Genomic DNA, 17,788 nt, shown 5'->3' on the forward strand with positions numbered 1-17,788 from the left:
GAACTCCCTCGATCAGCTACTCGATCGAGAGGGCCGCCGAAGGCAGGTTCACCCTTGTCGACGCGACTGCCGCCTCCGCCTTCGCGGTAGCCGTGGCTTCCGAAGCGCGCACCAGCAGAATCGGTACCGTGGCGTGGCGCAGGATGTGCTCCGCGCTGCTGCCCATCACGAGCCGCCCGACGCCGCGCCGGCCATGCGTTCCAAGAACGATCAGATCGGCCGGCCATTTGATGGCTTCGGCGGTGACCTGCTCGTGGACGGAACTGGAGAACTGGTCGCACAGTACGGAGTCGGCCTCGACCCCCGAAGTCCGCGCGACGGCTCTCGCTTCATCAAGCACGCCTTGGCCCTTTTCGCGCAAGACCTTGAGCCAATCCCCTGCGTACCCCGTGTAGGCATCCATGCCGAGCGCGAAGGAAAGCTCGTCGATCACATGGAGCAGCCGCAGCCGTCCCTGTGTCAGTTTGGCGACCCTGATGGCCTCTTCCAGTCCGCGCGTCGATGTCGGACTCCCGTCGACGGGAACAAGAATTCGTTGATACATACAAGCTCCTTCTGATGGCGGTGGTGAAGCGTCCAGTATCGAAACCACAGCGCACAGCGCCTTTGATCTGGCGCAAACCGCGACGATGGAGCTGGTAGGAATATCAGGCCATCCAGGACTCTCGATGGGAAAAGCATCATGAAGATACTTCTTGCGGTGGATGGCAGCGACTACACGAAGCGCATGCTCTCCTACCTTGGCGAACACAAGGACCTGTGGGGCGCGGGACACGCCTTCACCGTATTCCACGTGGTGCTCCCGGTGCCTCACCGCGCCGCTGCCTTCGCGGGACCAGACGTTGTCCGCGCCTACTACGAGGACGATGCGCGGGGCGTGCTCGACCCCGTGCGCGCGCTCCTGTCGCAGCATGGCATCGACGCCAGGATCGTCCATACGGTGGGCCACCCGGCGGAGGAGATCGCGTCGTACGCCGAGTCGGGCACCTTCGACCTCCTGATCATGGGATCGAGCGGGCAGGGGGCTCTCAAAAATCTGGTACTCGGCTCGGTCGCCACCAAGGTGCTGGCGCGCTGCGCGGTGCCCGTCCTACTGGTGCGTTGAAATGTCGCGCCATTTCCCAGCGGGGAACTCGCTGACACGATATCGCGCGAAGGGCGCCGACTGGGCCAATCGGCCCGTAACGAGGAACTCTCCATGAACATCAGAAGGAAAGGAATACTGCAGGCTGTCGGATTTGTTGCGGCAACGCTGCTTGCGACCGTCGTGCTCGTTGTCTCCGGTCTCGGCGATGACGGTCAAGGCCTTCGTGTCGGTTGGTTCGAGGTGTCGCAGCATTGAGTGCGGCATTGCGAGCGGGGTGCCAGTCAAGGCGTGGGCGCTCGAGCCCTGTGTTCAAAGCAGGCCTCGCAACTTCACGAAGGCCAGGCCCGCCATGACTGCATCGTCGAGTGCATCGTGCGCAGGGCGAAGCGGCAATCCCAGGTCATTCATCATCGTCGCGAAACGCAGGTCGATGGTGCCGTCGCGCAGGTGCGCCGGGCGCTGCCGGTTCCTGTAGTCGTAGTACATCGCCGATACCTCGATCTTCGGCTGCGGCAGCCGCAGGCCGAGCAATGGCCAGATCTCGCGGTTGAGCATCGCGACGTCGAACTCCAGGTAGTAGCCGACGAGGGGGCGGCTGCCGATGAATTCCATCAGTCGGCGCATCGCCTGCGCCGCATCGATGCCACCCGCGACATCCTGCTCGCGCAGCCGATGCACTCGCACGTTCTCGGCCGTCATCGCACGCTCGGGTCGCACCAGCAGCTCCAGTCGCTGGCTGGTCAACAGCCGGTTGCCCACGATGCGCACCGCGGCGATCGAGATGATGCGATCGTGGCGCACGTCCAAGCCGGTGGTCTCGCAGTCGACCGTCACCCACTCGCCTTGCGGCGGCGCGTCGTACATGAACGCGAAGTGGGGGTCGGCCAGGTGATACAGCATCCACCTTCGACGCAACGCATCCAGCCAGCGCGGCTTCATGCGCTCTCGAGATGGAACTGGTGCCGGACCAGCGCCTTGAATCGCTTGACCACCGCAAGTGCATCCTTCAGCAGATCGCGATCCAGGCTGCTCAGCCGTTCGACCTGGACATTGCCGCTGACCGCATGCCCGGCATCCGATTCGGCCAGGCCTGCCTTCAACTTGAGTCCCATCAGAAAGTGAAGGCTGTCGGCCAGGTCGCTCGCCAGTTCGGTCGGCAGGCGGCCGTTGGCCACCAACGCATCGAGCCGCGCGGCAGTGCCGGTGGCTCGCACATGGTCGCGCAAGGCCAGGCTGCGCACGCCGTGCACGATCGGGAAGATGCCGCCTCTCTTCAAGTCGACCGCCTGCCGTTCGTGTTCGCCGAACAGCAGCAGGCGGTTCCACCATCCACTGGGGGCGTCGGGAAACAGATCGATGGGCGCGGCAAAGCGCCCGAGCAGCGCGTCATTGGCCACCACGAGGCGATCGACCTCGGCACGCACCTCATCGAGCAACGCGGCGTCACCTGCGACGGCATGGGCATCGATGAAAGTGGCCAGGGCGATCAGCCCTTCGGGATCGGGCAGAAGCAGCCATCGGCGGACCCGATCTCGAAACTCGCTCAGGCGGTGCCGCCAGGCCGGATTGCTCACCATGATGCCGCCTGGGCATTCGGGGTAGCCGAAGTCGCGCAACGCAGACGAGAAGTCCAGGCATGCCGATTCCACGACGGCATCACTGATGGTCGTGTCATCGCGCAGGACGAGGCCGTTGTCCTGGTCGGTCTTGAGCAGTTGCTCGCCACGTCCCTCGCTGCCCATCACGAACAGGCAGCTGTCGGCCAGCAACTCGGGCGGCGCGACCAGTTGCCAGGTGCGCTCGAACAGCTTTGCGTTCAGCGCCTGCACCAGCTTGCCAATCTGGCCGACGCGTGTCCCGCCGCGGTACAGCAGCGCAATGAAGCCGGTGATTTTTCCGGCTTCGGCGCGCAGTTCGTCCAGGCTCTGCGCACGCACGATCCGCACCGTGATCAGATAGGAATGGTTCGACAGGAAGCTCAGCAGGTCGAGCTGCTCCAGCAGTCCCAGGACGCGCGGCCCATCGGCCACCACCAGGCGGTGGACCTGATGCCGGATCATCAGCGCCAGCGCGTCGAACAGCGGCGCGTCCGGCGCGATGCTGACCAGCGAGAAGGTCGCGAGATCGCGCACGGGCCGCCGGTCCAGGGGCTGGCCGTCGACGACCGCGCGCTGCAGGCCGGTGTTGGTGAAGATGCCGAGACGCTCGCCGTCCCGCACCAGCACGCTGCTTGAGTGCTTCGCCTGCATCAGCTGCGCGACGGTCACGATGTCCGTATCGCCTTCGACCACATGCGCAGGCCGCAGGAAGGCTTCTTCGACCCGTGACATCGTCAGCGCATGCATCTCGCGTTGCTCGTGGCGTTGGGCGAGTGCGCCCAGCTTGTTCGAAAGGTCCGAGAACAAGAGCGCCCCGAAAGTGGCGTTGCGGGAGATCAGCGCGTTGACGGCTTCCTTTGCCAGCAGGTAGGCCACCACTTCTTCCGCGGCGACGAAGCGGCTGCTGGCGCGGCCGGCCATCAGGGAGCGGCCATCGAAGCAGTCGTTGGGCCCGTAGCCGGCCACCGCCTCGCCGGCATCGAACTGCGAGACGTGGCCCTTGATGATGATGAAAAGGTGCGAGGGCTCGATCCCCGGCTGCAGGATCGCTTCGCCTTCACGGAAGTAGCCGACGTCGACGCTGTCGCGGACTATCTTGCGCTCGGCATCATCCAGGCAATCAAAGGGGGAGGCTGAGAAGTCGAAGGCATTGGGCATATCGCGTAGCCCGTTCAATTGACTTCACGAACACCGTCATCACCGTTACCGCGAAGGCGATGCTCATCGGCGGTGGATAGGCCATCGCTGCGACGCGCAGCGGCCGTGGCCACCGGTTCGCTACAGGCAGACCTCCGGAGGCGAACTTTCGCGGTTGAGGTATTGCTCGCGGTGCGAATGCGACGGCCAACCGAGCTGAACGTGGAGCCGAGAGCATGCAACTTTTGAAGATCTCGGCGAAATGGGGGAACGGACAGAAGCAACAGGAGTGCAGCCAGAGGTATGACGCATACGAAACCCAGATACTTGAATCCGAGCGCTCCCGCGACGCCCCCCACGACAAACATCGCGACAAGACCGCTAGCCATGCGCATGCGCTGCCGGTCCGAATGCACGAACATTTGAGCCGGCCTTTCGCGCCGGTTCCAATAGAGCAGCTTGCCGAGCTCCATCCCCATGTCTGTGATGTTGCCGGTCATGTGGGTCGTCCTGGTGCTCCCGCCAGAGGTCTTGGAAGCGACGGCATTCTGCAAACCCATGATGAAAGACAAGAGCAGGACCGTGAGAGGCACGGCGAAGGGTGTGTTCAAGTTGAGGGTGACCGCACCCATGAGACCGAACGGAAACATCAACGCAGCCTCCAACATGAGCGGAAGCGCGTAGACGCTGTGAAGGCGATGCTTGCGGCTCCAGTTCACCAGTACCGCACAGACCGCCGCCCCCGACATGAAAGACAGAATGGCGCCAAGGGCGTTCATCAACAGTCTGGAATTACCCAGCACAAAGCCATCGGCGAGCTGAGACGCGAAGCCCGTCATGTGCGAGGTGTAGAAATGCAGAACCAGAAATCCCCCGGCGTTGACTGCGCCGGCATTGAACGCGAGGAGCAACCCAAGCACGCGATTCGTCGAGGGGGCCCGATGTCGGTTTGTCAGGAAGCGAATTCGTCGCACGGTTGCAGATCTCGTTTTCCGAACTGCGGACGCAGCCCATGCTCGGCATGCCATTGTGCGGCCAGTTGCGTCATATCGAAACCTCCGAGAGCCGATAAGGGAACTGGCCAGTCTACCCATGGTCAAGGGGCGATACATTGACCTGCGTCAGCAGACTGCGATCGGCCCGGTGATGCGCGACAGCATCGTGGACGGCGCGCGCTCAGTCGATGAATTCATGCCGGAATCCTTCTGACGAAGGGCTCGTCTTCTTGATCAACCCAATCCACCGGATGTGTCGCGACGTAGCTGCCGACGGCGGCGTCGATGGTGGGAAAGAAGGCGTCTTCGCCGAACCGCGCAAACAGGCCGAATCGCTTCAGCTTGTCCTTGACCGGATCCTTCATTTCGGCAAAGCACAGCTCGATGCCGGCTGCGTGCAAGGTCTCGTCCAGCTCGGCCAGCATGTCGGCGGAAGTGACGTCCACGCTGGTGACCGGCTCCGCCGCAAGGACCAGCCATCGCACCGGCGTCGGCGATGCGGCTACGGCATCCAGGGCCCGGTTCTGAAACAGTTCCGCATTGGCAAAGAACAAAGGGGCATCCCAGCGGAACAGCACCAGGCCGGGGATGAGGCGCGCGTCCGGATAGCGCGTGATGTCGTGGTAGCCCCTGACACCATCCGCGCGTCCGAGAACCGCCGAATACGGGCGCCACGCATCCCACAGGAACTCGATGACGGCAAACAGGATGGCCAGGCCGATGCCCTGAATCGCGCCCAGTACCGCGACGCCGACCGTGCAGGCGACCGACAGCCAGAACTCCCAGCGTTGGATGCGATAGATGCGTCGCAGATCGGTGACCTCGATGAGGCCAATGGCCGATGCGATCACGACCGCCGCCAGCGCACTGGTGGGCAGGTTCTTCAGCAGGTCCGGCGCCACGACCAGCAGAAGAGCAACAGCCAGGGCGCCGACGACCCCCGTCAGCTGCGTCCTGGCGCCTGCGGCTTCGGCCACGGGGGTCCGCGACGAGCTGCTGCTGATTGGAAAGCCCTGAAAAAAACCGGCGGCCAGGTTAGCGAGGCCGAGCCCCACCATCTCCTGGTTGGGGTCGACATAGGTCCGCGTGCGCGCCGCATAGACACGCGAGAGCACGCTGGTGTCGGCGAAGGACACCAGCGCGACGGCGCAACCGCCGATCAGCACCGGGCCGATGTCTGCGGTGGTGATCCAAGGAATCGTGAGCGAAGGCAGGCCCTGCGGAAGAGCGCCGAGGACCGACACACTGGCGCGTGCTGCGAGGTCGAGCACACCGACGACGATTGTTGCCCCCAATACAGCGATCAAGATGCCCGGCAGGCGCTTGTGGCCCTTGAGCAAAAGAATCACTGCCAGGGTGCCTGCGCCGACCATGAAGGCCGTCCAGTTGGTCTTTCCGTCCATCACGCCTGAGGCGATGGCCAGCATGTTCCCTATTGGTCCATCGGAGTCGATCGAGAAGCCGAAGAGCTTGGGCAGTTGGCTGATCAAGACAGTCAGTGCGATGCCGTTCATGTAGCCGTACCGAATCGGCTTGGAAAGCAACTCGGTGACGAAGCCCAGGCGGGCGACACCGGCAAGGATGCACACCACCCCCGACACGATCGCCATCATGCTTGCCAGGGCGACCGCGCGAAGCGGATCGCCGCCTGACAGTGGCAGCACCACCGCGAGGATGACCGCAGCCAGCGAGGAATCCGGGCCTAGCACCAGAATCCGGCTGGGGCCGAACAGCGCGTAGGCAATCAGCGGAACGATGGTCGCGTAGAGGCCATAGATACCGGGTACGCCTGACGCCACCGCGTAGGCGATGCCGACGGGGACCAGCATCGTGGTCAGCACCAGTCCGGCAACGACGTCATGCCGCAACCAGACCAGTTGATACTGGCGCAGCGTGCGGAGTCCTGGCAGCCAGCGACCCAAGCCGGCCTGATTGGCGGCTCGTTGCGCAATCCGACCCGGTTCCTGGTTAGGGGAGGAAAGGTTTGAATTGCTCATGAGTAAGCCTCTTTTGGGGGGTGGCCAGTGTGCAGATCGCCGACCAAGTGACTATTGCATGTGTGCCAGTTCGCGAACATCCGAACGTACCGCTGCCGGATCCGCGCCACGCACCAGCAGAAAGGTCAAGAGCTCCATCTCATCGGGGTCGTCAAGACCGCCAAATGGATCAGCGCGAGACCCACGGCCTTGTTCATCTGCGCGCCGAGGACATGCGACAGCGTGACGGCGCTGTAGGACGCGTAGCTGATCTTGCCCGGGTTGGCACCATCGGCCAGTGCGCCATCGACCATGTCGCGGAGCAGCTGGGCGTCGACCGGCGAACCGTCCATCGGCGCGTCTTGCGGGAAGGCACGACATTCACTGAGGTGGTGAACACCGTCCGACGCGAGCTCGCTGCACACTACATCGACGATGCCGCGCGTCCGCTGTCAGGCGCGGGGAGACACTTGGCCCAGATCGTTGGCCTGCCCGGAGGGGATCGAACCCCCGACAACCTGCTTAGAAGGCAGGTGCTCTATCCAACTGAGCTACGGGCAGTGAATGATGGAGCGCGATTCTACGGTGGCGGCGGGGGCGTCAGCGCCGGCCGACGAGCGGAGCCGATGCCGGAGCAGTTTCCGTCCAGTTGAGTCTGGGCACAGCTCAGACCACCATCGGCACCGCTGCGCCATCCATGGAGATGATCGCGCCGGAGATGTAGGCGGCACTTGGCGACGCCAGGAAGACCACAGCATTGGCGATGTCCTCCGGCTTGGCGAGGCGGCCCAACGGCATGCGCGCCTCGGCGTCGCGCAGCACCTCTTCTTCCGAAACCTTTCGCAGGCGCGCGTCGGCCGCGATGCCTTCGGCCATGCGGTCGGTCAATGTCAACGCCGGATTGACGGCGTTCACCCGAACACCGAGCGGACCGTACGCTTGGGCGAGCCCGGCCGTGGCCAGCATCAATGCGGCATTCGCGGCGCCGCCTGCGAGATGGGTCGGCGTTGCGATCTTGCCTCCCATCCCGATGACGTTCACGATCGCGCCGGAGCCACGTTCGCCCATGCGCTTGATGAGCGGGTCCATCACGTTGATGTAGCTGAAGAACTTGGCCTGCATGGCGTCGTGCCAGTTCTGCGGTTCCAACTCGCCGAAGGGCGTGCGGCGCGCCGCCCCGGCGGAATTGACGAGGATGTCGATCGGGCCTGATTCGGCCTGCACGGCATCGAGCATGTGCAGTGCCGCGCGTGCATCGCTGAGGTCGGCGCTGTAGCCGCCGACCGAGTGACCTTCCGAAAGCAACTGGGCTGCGGCGGCATCGAGGCGGGCTGGGGTGCGTGCGGCGAGGCTCACTCGCGCGCCTTCGCGCAGGAAGGCTTGTGCGCAGGCGAGGCCGATGCCTCGGCTGCCACCTGTCACGAGCACATGTTTTCCGGTCAGTTGAAGATCCATACGGGCTCCGTAGATTGATCGTTGGAGACGCATTGTGGAACGCTGGTGCTCGCGGCGCAGAAAAGCAAAACGCCTGCAAGAACCGAAGTCCTTGCAGGCGTTCACTTTTTTTGATGGTCGGGGCGAAAGGATTCGAACCTTCGACCCTCTGGTCCCAAACCAGATGCGCTACCAGGCTGCGCTACGCCCCGACGAAGCCCACGATTCTAACCTTTTTGCCGGGCCGAAAATCGCCCGCTGTTCAGCGACGCTCATATTGCGTCTTGCCGAACAGGATTTCGCGTTCCTTGTCCCCGGTGATCGGCGCGCGCAGGTCGGCCAGCACCTTGACGCCGCGCTGCACCGCGGGGCGGGCGGCGATGCCGTCGAACCATCGCTTCACGTGCGGAAAGTCCGCCAGCACGATGCCCTGGTTCTCATGGCTGCGCAGCCACGGGAAGATCGCGATGTCGGCGATCGAATAGGTCTTGCCGGCGATGAACTTGTTCGTCGAGAGCTGCTTGTCGATCACGCCGTAGAGTCGCCTGGCTTCGTTCGAGTAGCGGTCGATGGCATAGCCGATCTTCTCGGGCGCGTAATTGCGGAAGTGGTGTGTCTGCCCAAGCATCGGGCCGACACCGCCCATCTGGAACATGAGCCACTGGAGGACGTCGTAGCGCGCACGATCGCCCGCCGGCAGCAACTTGCCCGTCTTGCCGGCCAGATAGATGAGGATCGCGCCCGACTCGAAGAGCGAGATCGGCTTGCCATCCGGTCCTTCCGGATCGGTGATGGCGGGGATCTTGTTGTTCGGGCTGATCTTCAGGAAGGCCGCCTCGAACTGGTCGCCCTTGCCGATGTTGACCGGATGCGCGCGATAGGGGAGGCCGCATTCCTCCAGCATGATGTGAACCTTGTGGCCGTTGGGTGTCGCCCAGGAATAGACGTCGATGGGTGATTGGGGCATGTCTCGGGATCCGTTGGTGATGACAAGGCCGGCCAGCATAGCCCTCGGGGGCTTTTCGTGCAGGAGACGCGCTATCCCACCTGGCTGTCGTGCGCGAAGCACCACATCCAGTCCTCGTTGGGTTCGAGCGAGGCGACGACGGCGTGTCCGGTGGTCTTGAAATGCCGGCTGGCATGCCTGTTCTTCGACGAGTCGCAGCAACCCACGTGGCCGCAATGGACGCACAGCCGCAGGTGAACCCAGGTATCGCCCACCGCGAGGCATTCCTCGCAGCCGGCCGAGGCCGGCGGGACGATCACGTTGGGCACGTGGGAGCAGGGATACACGGACATCGAAACCTCCTGTTGACGCGGCTCAGGCGGCGGTTGCTGCCGATGCCAGGTGTTGATGGATCAGCGCGACGACCGCGGCGCCTTCGCCGATGGCGCCACCCACCCGCTTGACCGATCCGGCGCGCACGTCGCCGACGGCAAACACGCCGGGCACGCTGGATTCGAGCGTTGCGGCCACTTTCGCCGGAAACCCGCCACGCGCTTCCTGACCTGTGAGCACGAAGCCGTGCTTGTCGAGCGCGACGCCGCAGCCCTCGAGCCAGTCCGTCTCGGGGACGGCGCCGATGAAGAGAAAGATGTTGCGCGCCGGACAGTCCTCCAGCTCGCCGCTCTGCCTGTCGCGCCAGGTGGCGCCGTTCAGGCCGCTGGTCGGCTCGCCGTGCAGGCGCACGAGTTCGGTGTACGGGTGCAGCGCAATGTTGGGCGTCGCCTCGATGCGATCGATCAGGTAGCGCGACATCGTCGCCGCCAGCGAGGGGCCGCGCACCAGCACATTGACCTTCGCCGCGTGCTCCGAAAGGAACACCGCGGCCTGGCCGGCGGAGTTCCCGCCGCCGACCAGCGCGACCTCCTGCTGGGAACACAGCTTGGCCTCCAGGGCCGAGGCCCAGTACCAGATGCCGCGGCCTTCGAACTCGGAAAGACGCGGGACTTCCGGCCGGCGATAGCGTGCGCCGCTGGCAATCACGAGGGTCTTCGAGCGCAGCTTGCGACCATCGACGAGTTGGACCGACACTTCGCCGTGCGATTCGGCCAGGCCGCAATCCAGAGAGGTGACCTGCGCCGGGATCAACATCTCGACGCCGAACTTCTGCGCCTGCACATAGGCCCGCCCGGCGAGGGCGCCGCCGGAAATCCCGGTAGGAAAGCCCAGGTAGTTCTCGATGCGCGCACTCGCGCCGGCCTGCCCGCCGAAGGAGCGGCAATCGACCACGATGACCCGCAAGCCCTCCGAGGCCGCGTACACGGCGGTTGCGAGGCCCGCCGGGCCGGCACCCACCACGAGCACGTCGAACAGTTCCTCGTGCTCGATGCTGTCGACCATGCCCAGGCACCGTGCCAGCGCATGCTCGGTCGGATTGGGCATGACCGACCCGTCGGGGCAGACCACCAGCAGCTCCGACTCGCCGTACTGTTCGAGCAGCGCGGCCGCGTCGCTGTCCTGCGTGGCGTCGACCACGTGATAGGGGTAGCCGTTGCGGCCGAGGAAGTTCTCCAGGCGCATCACGGCGGCCGACTGCGGTGGCCCGATCAGCACCGGGCCGCTCGCGCCGGATTCGATCAGCGCCACGCGGCGCAGGATCATGGCGCGCACCAGGCGCTCGCCCAGGTCGGCTTCCGCAATGATCAGGGCGCGCAATTGTTCGGGCGGCACCAGAAGGGTCTCCACATCGCCCTGCGCGTGGCCGTCGACCAGGGCGGGACGCCCTGAAAGCTGTGCGACCTCGGCCAGGAACTGGCCCGGACCCTGCTGTTCGATCGGCACCACATGGCCGAGCCCGTCGCGGTGGGTGATGGCGACCGTCCCTTGCAGCACGACGAACATCCCGGGCCCGGGTTCTCCGGCCCGGAAGAGGCAGTCGCCGCGGTGAAAGCGGTGCACGGTGCCAAAGCGCCGGATGCGTCCGATGTCCGCGGCGCTCAGTACCGGGAACATCTGGTGGCGGCGGGTCTCGACTTCGATTCTTTCAGTAGCAGCCATCAATAAAACTCCAATAGGGCGAGTCCCTGGAATTAAACGCTGAAGCAGTGCCCTCCGTGTGCGTCATCCAATTGCCATCGGAATGACACGCTTGTTTCATTGCAAATCCCGAGACTCCGTCGGCAGAAAGGGTCTCGCATGAAAGAACTGCCCACGCCGACGTTTCCATTTTCCCAGTTGGGACTGCGCGCCGCCCTGTGGCCCGTGGCCCATCCGGTCCAGGCCCCTGCAGCAATACCCGTGCCGAAAGCGCCGGCGCCTGCCGGCGATACCACCGGCGGCATCAGCGTGAGCTGGGCGCGCCATCAGGACGACGTGCGCGCGGCGCAACGGCTCCGTTACGAAGTGTTTGCAGGCGAGATGGGCGCCCGTCTGACGACGCCACTGGACGGACACGATATCGATTTGTTCGACGACTTCTGCGAGCACCTGCTCGTTCGCGACGAAGCCACGCAGCGGGTGATCGGTACCTACCGCGTGCTGACGCCGGCCCAGGCCCGGCGCGTCGGCAGCACCTACAGCGACACCGAATTCGACCTCACGCGGCTTCGCGACCTGCGCGAGCGGATGGTCGAACTCGGCCGCAGCTGCGTGCATGTCGACCACCGCCAGGGCGGGGTGATCCTCGCACTCTGGGGTGCGCTGGCCGGTTTCATGAACCGCAACAAGCTCGACACGATGATCGGTTGCGCCAGCATCCCCATGTGGCACAACGGCGTGACCAGCGGCGATGCGGCGGCCAGCATTTGGCGCCAGCTTTCGGCCACCCACATGGCGCCTATTCAATATCACGTCCAGCCGCGTCTGCCGCTGCCGGTGCATCGCCTGGACAGCGCGCTCGAAGTCGAGCCGCCCGCGCTCATCAAGGGCTATCTCCGGCTCGGCGCTAAGGTGCTGGGGCCGCCGGCCTGGGATCCGGATTTCAATACGGCGGACCTGCCGATGCTCATGCGGATCGAAGACTTGCCGGCGCGCTACAGGAAGCACTTCCTGGGCAATTAAGACAGCCCCGGAACGATCGTCACGCATTTGTCATGCAACTGTCACAAGAGCCGTGGACACTGTCATGCCTTGGCTTTTGAGTGCCTCTGTGCCGGTTGATCCAGAATCCTTTTCCATGCCGCCTGCCATCAGCGACAGCTTGCCTGTTGCCGCCGAACCCGCTCTGACGCTGCTCGATCGGGATCACAGCATCCTTGCGTTCAATGAACGGGTTCTCGACTGGGCGTATCGGCCCGAAGTGCCGCTGATCGAACGGTTGCGCTACCTCTGCATCGTCTCGTCGAACCTGGACGAATTCTTCGAGGTTCGCGCCGCACCCCACCTCGGCGCGGGCGTGGCGGGCGATCGCAAGGGCAACTACACGATCGAATCCTTCGAGCGGCTTGCCGATGCGGCCCATTCGCTGGTGGGGCGGCAGTACGCGCTCTACAACGACGAATTGATCCCGACCTTCGCAAGCAAAGGCATCGAGATCGTCTCGCACGGCGAGCGGAATCCCGCCCAGCGCAAATGGGTGCACGAGTACTTCGAGCGCGAGGTGCGGCCACTGCTGATTCCCGTCGGGCTGGACCCGGCGCATCCCTTCCCGCAGGTCGCCAACAAGTCGCTGAATTTCATCGTGCGGCTCAGCGGCAAGGACGCCTTCGGCCGCGAGAACCCCATCGCCATCGTGAAAGTGCCGCGGGTGCTTCCACGCGTGATCCGCATGCCGGCGAAGGTGTCGGGCGGCAAGACGCTGTTCATCGCGCTGTCGAGCGTGGTGCGCGCGCACCTGTCGAGCATGTTCCCTGGGCGCGAGGTGGGCGAGTTCTCCCAGTTCCGCGTGACGCGGCATTCCGATCTCGCGGTGGACGAGGAAGACGTGAAGAACCTGCGCACGGCGTTGCGGCAGGGGTTGCAGCATCGCCACTACGGGCAGGCTGTCCGGCTCGAGGTGTCGGCGAGCTGCGCCGAATCGCTGGCGAGCTTCCTGCTGGCTCAGTTCAACCTGCCAGCGCAGGCGTTGTACCGGGTGCACGGGCCGGTGAATCTCGCCCGCCTGACGCAGTTGATCGACCTGCTCGAAGAGCCCGAACTTCGCTTTCCGCCCTACCAGGCGTCCTATCCTGTCACGCTGTCGCCGGGCCAGTCCTTCTTCGACAGACTGCAACGCGGGGATGCCCTGATCCACCAGCCGTTCGAGAGCTTCAGCGGCGTGCTCGCGTTCCTGCGCGAAGCCGTGCAGGACCCGCAGGTGCTGGCGATCAAGCAGACCATCTACCGCACCGGCACCGATTCCGAGATGATGGACCTCCTGCGCGAGGCCGTGCGCCGCGGCAAGGAAGTGACGGTGGTGGTGGAGCTCAAGGCGCGCTTCGACGAAGAGGCCAATATCAACTGGGCCGAGATGCTCGAATCGATCGGCGCGCAGGTCGTCTACGGCGTGGTCGGGCTGAAGACGCACGCCAAGATGCTGCTGGTGACGCGCCGCGAGGGCAAGCAGATGCGGCGCTACGGGCATCTGTCCACCGGCAACTACAACCCCCGCACGGCAGCGCTCTATACCGACATCAGCCACCTGACGGCCGACCCTCTGCTCACGGCGGACATGGAGGCCGTGTTCGTCCACATGGCGGGCCAGAGCCGGCCGGCGAAGCTGAATCGCATGTGGCTCGCGCCTTTCGACCTGCACCGCAACCTGGTCGCCCGCATCGACGCGCTCGGCATCGCGGCGGCCGCCGGCGAGCCGACACGCATCGTCGCCAAGATGAACGCGCTGACCGACGAGGACCTGATCGCCGCCCTGGTTCGGGCCGGCCAGAAGGGCGTGAAGATCGACCTGATCGTGCGCGGCGCCTGCACCTTGCCCGCCCGCGTCCCCGGGCTGACGGACAACATCCGCGTGCGCTCGGTGATCGGCCGCTTCCTCGAGCACTCGCGCGTCTTCTATTTCCGCCAGGGGGAGGACGAGTCGCTGTATCTCTCGAGCGCCGACTGGATGAACCGCAACATGATGCGCCGCATCGAGCTGGCCTGGCCGGTGACCGATCCGGTACTGCGCCAGCGGCTCATCGACGAATGCCTCGTGGCCTATCTGCATGACGGACGCGACGCATGGGATCTCGGACCGGACGGCGCCTACCACCGCGTGTACCAGGACACCCATCCGGGCGAGGAGGGCGCATCGCGGGCCATCGAGGCCCATGGCGCGCAGACCGCGCTCATGAACCGCTACGCGTCGCGCGGACTTCATCGCGCCGCATCACGGGATTGACGACTCATGGACTTGATTTTCTGGCGCCACGCCGAGGCGGACGACTGGACCGAAGGCTGCGACGACATGCAACGGTCGCTGACTGCCCGCGGCGAAAAGCAGGCCAAGCGGATGGCGGCGTGGCTCGATCGGCAGTTGCCCGAAGGCACCCGCATCGTCTGCAGTCCGGCCCGCCGCTGCGAGCAGACGGCGCTGGCGCTGGGGCGCAAGTACAAGCTGAGGACTGAACTGGCGCCGGACACCACGCCGGATGCGCTCCTGGGCGCGGCCGGCTGGCCAAACGGCAAGTCGGTCGTGCTGATGATCGGCCATCAGCCATCGCTGGGCCAGGCCATCTCGCTGCTGCTGGGCCTCCAGCACGACAGTTGCCCGGTTCGCAAGGGCGCGGTCTGGTGGATCCGCACGCGCGAGCGCGACGGCGACGTCCAGACCGTTGTCGTCACGGTCCAGGCGCCGGAACTGCTCTGACGGCGCCTGCTGGCGCGTGCGTCAGCAGCCCGCGAGTTCGACGCGCCAGTTGGTCTTCTGCCAGGCCAGCACTTCTTCCCGCAACAGGTGCGCCGACTGCGGATAGAGCGCTGACCACCCCGCGCGACAGGAAAGGGCAAAGAGATTGCCGCCGCCGGGCTGCGCAAGCCGCAGCCCTTCGAGGTCGGGATCGCGCCGGGCATGGCAAAGCAGCACGGCCAGTCGCAATGCCAGCAGTTGGGGGACGAAGGTCTCGTCGTCCAACGCGGTCTCCAGCTTGCGCAACTTGCCCCGGTGGCCCAGCACGAGCTGGCTCAACCAGTGCATCTCGTTGACCGCGAAGCCCGGCGCATCGGCGTTATCGAGGATGTAGGCGCCGTGCTTGTGGTATTCGCTGTGCGAGATCTGCGCGCCGATCTCGTGCAACTGGGCCGCCCAGCGGATCTTGCGCAAGGCTCGGCCAGCCCGGCTCGTCGTGCTGCCGCCGTTCGCGCTGGGGTCGAGCTGTACGAACAGGGCGGCCGCCGTGTCGCTGACTCGCTTGACTTGCGCAGCGTCGACGGCAAAGCGGGTGCCGAGCCGCGCCACGGTGCTGGTGCGCAGGTCGGCGACGATGTCGTCGCGCTCCAGGAGTTCGTACAGCACGCCGTGGCGCAATGCGCCTTGCGCGACCTTCATTTCCTCGATCTCGAGCAAGTCGAACACCGCGCGCAACACGCTCACGCCGCCGCCGATCACTGCCTTGCGGTCTTCGCGCATGCCGTCGATGCGCAGGCGGTCGACGCTGCCGGCCCGGAGCAAGCGGTCGACCAGCCAATCCAGCCCGTCGCGAGTGACCAGGCCCGGCTCGCCGCCGGCCAGGGCCAGCACATCGCCGACGGCGCCGATGGTTCCGGAGGCGCCGTAGACCACGTCCCAGCGATCGGGCACGTAGGTGCCGAGCGCATCGTCGAGAACCGCCTTGGCGGCGATTTCGGCCGCGCGGAACGCCGAGGTCGTGAAAAGGCCCTGCGGGAAGTGCTTCATCGACCAGGCGACGCTGCCGACCCGGTAGGACTCCATCACTTCGGCTTCGTGGGCCTGGCCGATGATCATCTCGGTGGAACGGCCGCCGATGTCCACCACCAGCCGGCGCTCCCGGTTCGAGGCATCTGTGTGGGGCAGGGTGTGGGCCACGCCCTGATAAATGAGGCGGGCTTCTTCGCGCCCGGTGATGACGTCGATGCCGAAGCCCAGGATGGTGCGTGCGCGCAACAGGAATTCGTCGCGATTGCGGGCCTCGCGCAGGGTCTGGGTCGCGACGGCGCGCACCTGGGAGCGCTTGAAACCGGCAAGACGCTCCCCGAAACGGGCGAGCGCATCCCAGCCCCGTTGCATGGCTTCGGGCGTCAGGTTGCGTGAACTGTCGAGGCCGTTGCCCTGGCGGACGGTCTCCTTGAGGTATTCGGCACGGTGAATCTGGCCATGATCGACCTGGCCGATCTCGAGGCGGTAGCTGTTGGAGCCGAGATCGACCGCTGCGAGGCGGGTTCCGTTTTGCATGTTGAAGTGTTGTCGTCGGGGCCTGATCGTAGCGCCCTCCCTGTGGACCACTGCGTCAACCGGTATCTCGGCGAGGGACAAAGGCTAAGGTCGACACATGACGGTTGTGTGACATCGTTGCGCCGCATCCTCGGAAATGGCCCCATCCTCCTCTGTGAGCGAGTGTCATCGAGTTGTCACACAAGCTTTCTAGAGTCCTGCCAACCCCCGAGAGGGGTGCTTGTGCAGCTCAAAGGAAGCATCATGAAAACGACGTTCAAATTCGCTGCCGCCGGCCTGATCGCCGCGGCTTTTGTCCATATTCCTGCATTCGCCCAGGACGCCACCGGCGCCGGCGCCAGCTTCCCGGCGCCCCTGTACTCGAAGTGGGCCGCCGACTTCAACAAGGCCACTGGCGCCAAGATCAACTACCAATCGGTCGGTTCCGGCGCCGGCATCAAGCAGATCGAAGCCAAGACGGTCGATTTCGGGGCTTCGGACATGCCCCTGTCAGACGACGACCTCAAGGCCAAGGGACTGATGCAATTCCCCACCGTGATCGGCGGCGTGGTCCCGGTGATCAACATCCAGGGCATCAAGCCCGGCGAACTCAAGCTGAGTGGCGCGGTCCTCGGCGACATCTACCTCGGCAAGATCACCAAGTGGAACGACCCGGCGATCAAGGCCCTGAACCCCACGCTCGCACTGCCTGACGCCGCCATCGCCACCGTGCGCCGCGCCGACGGCTCGGGCACGACCTTCCTGTTCACCAACTACCTGAGCAAGGCCAACCCCGAGTGGAAGGCCAAGGTCGGCGACGGCACGGCAGTCAACTGGCCCAACGGCGCCGGCGGCAAGGGCAATGAAGGCGTCGCGGCCTTCGTGAACCGCCTGCCCAATTCGATCGGCTATGTCGAGTACGCCTATGTCAAGCAGAACAAGATGACGTACGCCCAGATGCAGAACAAGGACGGCAGCTTCGTGTCGCCGGACGATTCGGCCTTCAAGGCCGCCGCCGCGGGCGCCGACTGGTCCAAGTCCTTCTACCAGGTGCTGACCGACCAGCCGGGCAAGGAAGCCTGGCCCATCACCGGCGCGACCTTCATCCTGATGCACAAGGTGCAGGACAAGCCGGCGCAGGCCACCACCGCGCTCAAGTTCTTCGACTGGGCCTACAAGACCGGCGACAAGACCGCGGGCGACCTCGACTACGTGCCGATGCCCGACAAGGTCAAGGGCGTGATCGCGACCTCCTGGGGTGAGATCAAGGACGCGTCGGGCAAGCCCGTCGCGTTCAAGTAAAGCAAGGTATAAC

General features: G+C 65.0%; 16 protein-coding genes, 2 tRNA genes and 1 pseudogene. 6 read left to right on the forward strand and 13 right to left on the reverse strand.

Annotated features, from left to right (window positions below; all coding sequences use genetic code 11):
- Positions 1-16: 16 nt before the first annotated feature.
- Entirely contained in the window at positions 17-544 is a 528-nt protein-coding gene (locus tag AC1D3B_RS12700; protein WP_478191026.1) for a universal stress protein, read from the reverse strand.
- A 138-nt stretch (positions 545-682) separates the two neighbouring features.
- On the opposite strand from AC1D3B_RS12700, the gene AC1D3B_RS12705 reads away from it, so the two are divergent.
- Positions 683-1,105: a universal stress protein gene (locus tag AC1D3B_RS12705; RefSeq protein ID WP_478191027.1), complete on the forward strand. Its 423-nt coding sequence runs from the start codon at positions 683-685 to the stop codon at positions 1,103-1,105.
- A 93-nt stretch (positions 1,106-1,198) separates the two neighbouring features.
- Positions 1,199-1,342, forward strand: a complete 144-nt coding sequence (locus AC1D3B_RS12710) for a hypothetical protein (RefSeq protein WP_478191028.1) — start codon at positions 1,199-1,201, stop codon at positions 1,340-1,342.
- Positions 1,343-1,396: 54 nt separating this feature from the next.
- On the opposite strand, the gene AC1D3B_RS12715 is transcribed toward AC1D3B_RS12710, so the two are convergent.
- The 11 genes and pseudogenes from AC1D3B_RS12715 to AC1D3B_RS12765 form a co-directional block, all read right to left on the reverse strand.
- Entirely contained in the window at positions 1,397-2,026 is a 630-nt protein-coding gene (locus AC1D3B_RS12715) for a 3'-5' exonuclease (protein WP_478191029.1), read from the reverse strand.
- Entirely contained in the window at positions 2,023-3,843 is a 1,821-nt protein-coding gene (locus AC1D3B_RS12720) for a putative nucleotidyltransferase substrate binding domain-containing protein (protein WP_478191030.1), read from the reverse strand. Before AC1D3B_RS12720 ends, AC1D3B_RS12715 begins: the two co-directional genes overlap by 4 nt.
- 194 nt (positions 3,844-4,037) lie before the next feature.
- A pseudogene (locus AC1D3B_RS12725) lies at positions 4,038-4,796 on the reverse strand (YoaK family protein); the annotation flags it as partial.
- 215 nt (positions 4,797-5,011) lie between these two features.
- Entirely contained in the window at positions 5,012-6,814 is a 1,803-nt protein-coding gene (locus AC1D3B_RS12730) for a SulP family inorganic anion transporter (protein WP_478191031.1), read from the reverse strand.
- 125 nt (positions 6,815-6,939) lie between these two features.
- Positions 6,940-7,146: a hypothetical protein gene (locus tag AC1D3B_RS12735; protein ID WP_478191032.1), complete on the reverse strand. Its 207-nt coding sequence runs from the start codon at positions 7,144-7,146 to the stop codon at positions 6,940-6,942.
- A gap of 131 nt (positions 7,147-7,277) precedes the next feature.
- Positions 7,278-7,354, reverse strand: a tRNA-Arg gene (locus AC1D3B_RS12740).
- Between the two features lie 105 nt (positions 7,355-7,459).
- The gene (locus AC1D3B_RS12745) at positions 7,460-8,248 is read right to left on the reverse strand and encodes an SDR family NAD(P)-dependent oxidoreductase (protein ID WP_478191033.1); all 789 of its coding nucleotides are present in this window, start codon (positions 8,246-8,248) and stop codon (positions 7,460-7,462) included.
- A 114-nt stretch (positions 8,249-8,362) separates the two neighbouring features.
- Positions 8,363-8,439 (reverse strand) — tRNA-Pro (locus AC1D3B_RS12750).
- Positions 8,440-8,489: 50 nt separating this feature from the next.
- Positions 8,490-9,194, reverse strand: a complete 705-nt coding sequence (locus AC1D3B_RS12755) for a glutathione binding-like protein (RefSeq protein WP_478191034.1) — start codon at positions 9,192-9,194, stop codon at positions 8,490-8,492.
- 71 nt (positions 9,195-9,265) lie between these two features.
- On the reverse strand, positions 9,266-9,526 hold the full coding sequence (locus tag AC1D3B_RS12760) for a UBP-type zinc finger domain-containing protein (RefSeq protein WP_478191035.1): 261 nt from the start codon (positions 9,524-9,526) through the stop codon (positions 9,266-9,268).
- A 22-nt stretch (positions 9,527-9,548) separates the two neighbouring features.
- Positions 9,549-11,228, reverse strand: a complete 1,680-nt coding sequence (locus tag AC1D3B_RS12765; RefSeq protein ID WP_478191036.1) for an FAD-dependent oxidoreductase — start codon at positions 11,226-11,228, stop codon at positions 9,549-9,551.
- A 138-nt stretch (positions 11,229-11,366) separates the two neighbouring features.
- Between AC1D3B_RS12765 and AC1D3B_RS12770 the strand changes: the two genes are divergently transcribed.
- The 3 genes from AC1D3B_RS12770 to AC1D3B_RS12780 all read left to right on the forward strand — a co-directional run bounded on the left by AC1D3B_RS12770 (position 11,367) and on the right by AC1D3B_RS12780 (position 14,952).
- Complete coding sequence (locus AC1D3B_RS12770; RefSeq protein WP_478191037.1) at positions 11,367-12,230, forward strand: GNAT family N-acetyltransferase; 864 nt, start codon at positions 11,367-11,369, stop codon at positions 12,228-12,230.
- Between the two features lie 64 nt (positions 12,231-12,294).
- The gene (gene ppk1 / locus AC1D3B_RS12775; RefSeq protein WP_478191038.1) at positions 12,295-14,484 is read left to right on the forward strand and encodes a polyphosphate kinase 1; all 2,190 of its coding nucleotides are present in this window, start codon (positions 12,295-12,297) and stop codon (positions 14,482-14,484) included.
- Between the two features lie 6 nt (positions 14,485-14,490).
- Positions 14,491-14,952 carry a SixA phosphatase family protein gene (locus tag AC1D3B_RS12780; RefSeq protein WP_478191039.1) on the forward strand — a complete coding sequence of 154 codons (462 nt, stop codon included), beginning with the start codon at positions 14,491-14,493 and terminating at the stop codon, positions 14,950-14,952.
- A 21-nt stretch (positions 14,953-14,973) separates the two neighbouring features.
- Here AC1D3B_RS12780 and AC1D3B_RS12785 read toward each other — a convergent pair whose 3' ends face one another.
- A complete protein-coding gene (locus tag AC1D3B_RS12785) occupies positions 14,974-16,494 on the reverse strand; it encodes a Ppx/GppA phosphatase family protein (protein WP_478191040.1) in 1,521 nt (506 codons plus the stop codon).
- 243 nt (positions 16,495-16,737) lie between these two features.
- Here AC1D3B_RS12785 and pstS point away from each other — a divergent pair, with 243 nt between their 5' ends.
- Positions 16,738-17,775 carry a phosphate ABC transporter substrate-binding protein PstS gene (gene pstS, locus AC1D3B_RS12790; protein ID WP_478191041.1) on the forward strand — a complete coding sequence of 346 codons (1,038 nt, stop codon included), beginning with the start codon at positions 16,738-16,740 and terminating at the stop codon, positions 17,773-17,775.
- Positions 17,776-17,788: the final 13 nt, after the last annotated feature.

The sequence above is a fragment of the Variovorax sp. P5_A3 genome (assembly GCF_056400665.1).

What these genes read in the sequence shown, in the direction of transcription:
- AC1D3B_RS12735 (WP_478191032.1), bottom strand. Translation starts at nt 7,146, where the DNA reads ATGGACGGTTCGCCGGTCGACGCCCAGCTGCTCCGCGACATGGTCGAT.
- AC1D3B_RS12770 (WP_478191037.1), top strand. Translation starts at nt 11,367, where the DNA reads ATGAAAGAACTGCCCACGCCGACGTTTCCATTTTCCCAGTTGGGACTG.
- AC1D3B_RS12715 (WP_478191029.1), bottom strand. Translation starts at nt 2,026, where the DNA reads ATGAAGCCGCGCTGGCTGGATGCGTTGCGTCGAAGGTGGATGCTGTAT.
- ppk1 (WP_478191038.1), top strand. Translation starts at nt 12,295, where the DNA reads ATGCCTTGGCTTTTGAGTGCCTCTGTGCCGGTTGATCCAGAATCCTTT.
- AC1D3B_RS12755 (WP_478191034.1), bottom strand. Translation starts at nt 9,194, where the DNA reads ATGCCCCAATCACCCATCGACGTCTATTCCTGGGCGACACCCAACGGC.
- pstS (WP_478191041.1), top strand. Translation starts at nt 16,738, where the DNA reads ATGAAAACGACGTTCAAATTCGCTGCCGCCGGCCTGATCGCCGCGGCT.
- AC1D3B_RS12780 (WP_478191039.1), top strand. Translation starts at nt 14,491, where the DNA reads ATGGACTTGATTTTCTGGCGCCACGCCGAGGCGGACGACTGGACCGAA.
- AC1D3B_RS12730 (WP_478191031.1), bottom strand. Translation starts at nt 6,814, where the DNA reads ATGAGCAATTCAAACCTTTCCTCCCCTAACCAGGAACCGGGTCGGATT.
- AC1D3B_RS12785 (WP_478191040.1), bottom strand. Translation starts at nt 16,494, where the DNA reads ATGCAAAACGGAACCCGCCTCGCAGCGGTCGATCTCGGCTCCAACAGC.
- AC1D3B_RS12765 (WP_478191036.1), bottom strand. Translation starts at nt 11,228, where the DNA reads ATGGCTGCTACTGAAAGAATCGAAGTCGAGACCCGCCGCCACCAGATG.
- AC1D3B_RS12700 (WP_478191026.1), bottom strand. Translation starts at nt 544, where the DNA reads ATGTATCAACGAATTCTTGTTCCCGTCGACGGGAGTCCGACATCGACG.
- AC1D3B_RS12720 (WP_478191030.1), bottom strand. Translation starts at nt 3,843, where the DNA reads ATGCCCAATGCCTTCGACTTCTCAGCCTCCCCCTTTGATTGCCTGGAT.
- AC1D3B_RS12710 (WP_478191028.1), top strand. Translation starts at nt 1,199, where the DNA reads ATGAACATCAGAAGGAAAGGAATACTGCAGGCTGTCGGATTTGTTGCG.
- AC1D3B_RS12760 (WP_478191035.1), bottom strand. Translation starts at nt 9,526, where the DNA reads ATGTCCGTGTATCCCTGCTCCCACGTGCCCAACGTGATCGTCCCGCCG.
- AC1D3B_RS12745 (WP_478191033.1), bottom strand. Translation starts at nt 8,248, where the DNA reads ATGGATCTTCAACTGACCGGAAAACATGTGCTCGTGACAGGTGGCAGC.
- AC1D3B_RS12705 (WP_478191027.1), top strand. Translation starts at nt 683, where the DNA reads ATGAAGATACTTCTTGCGGTGGATGGCAGCGACTACACGAAGCGCATG.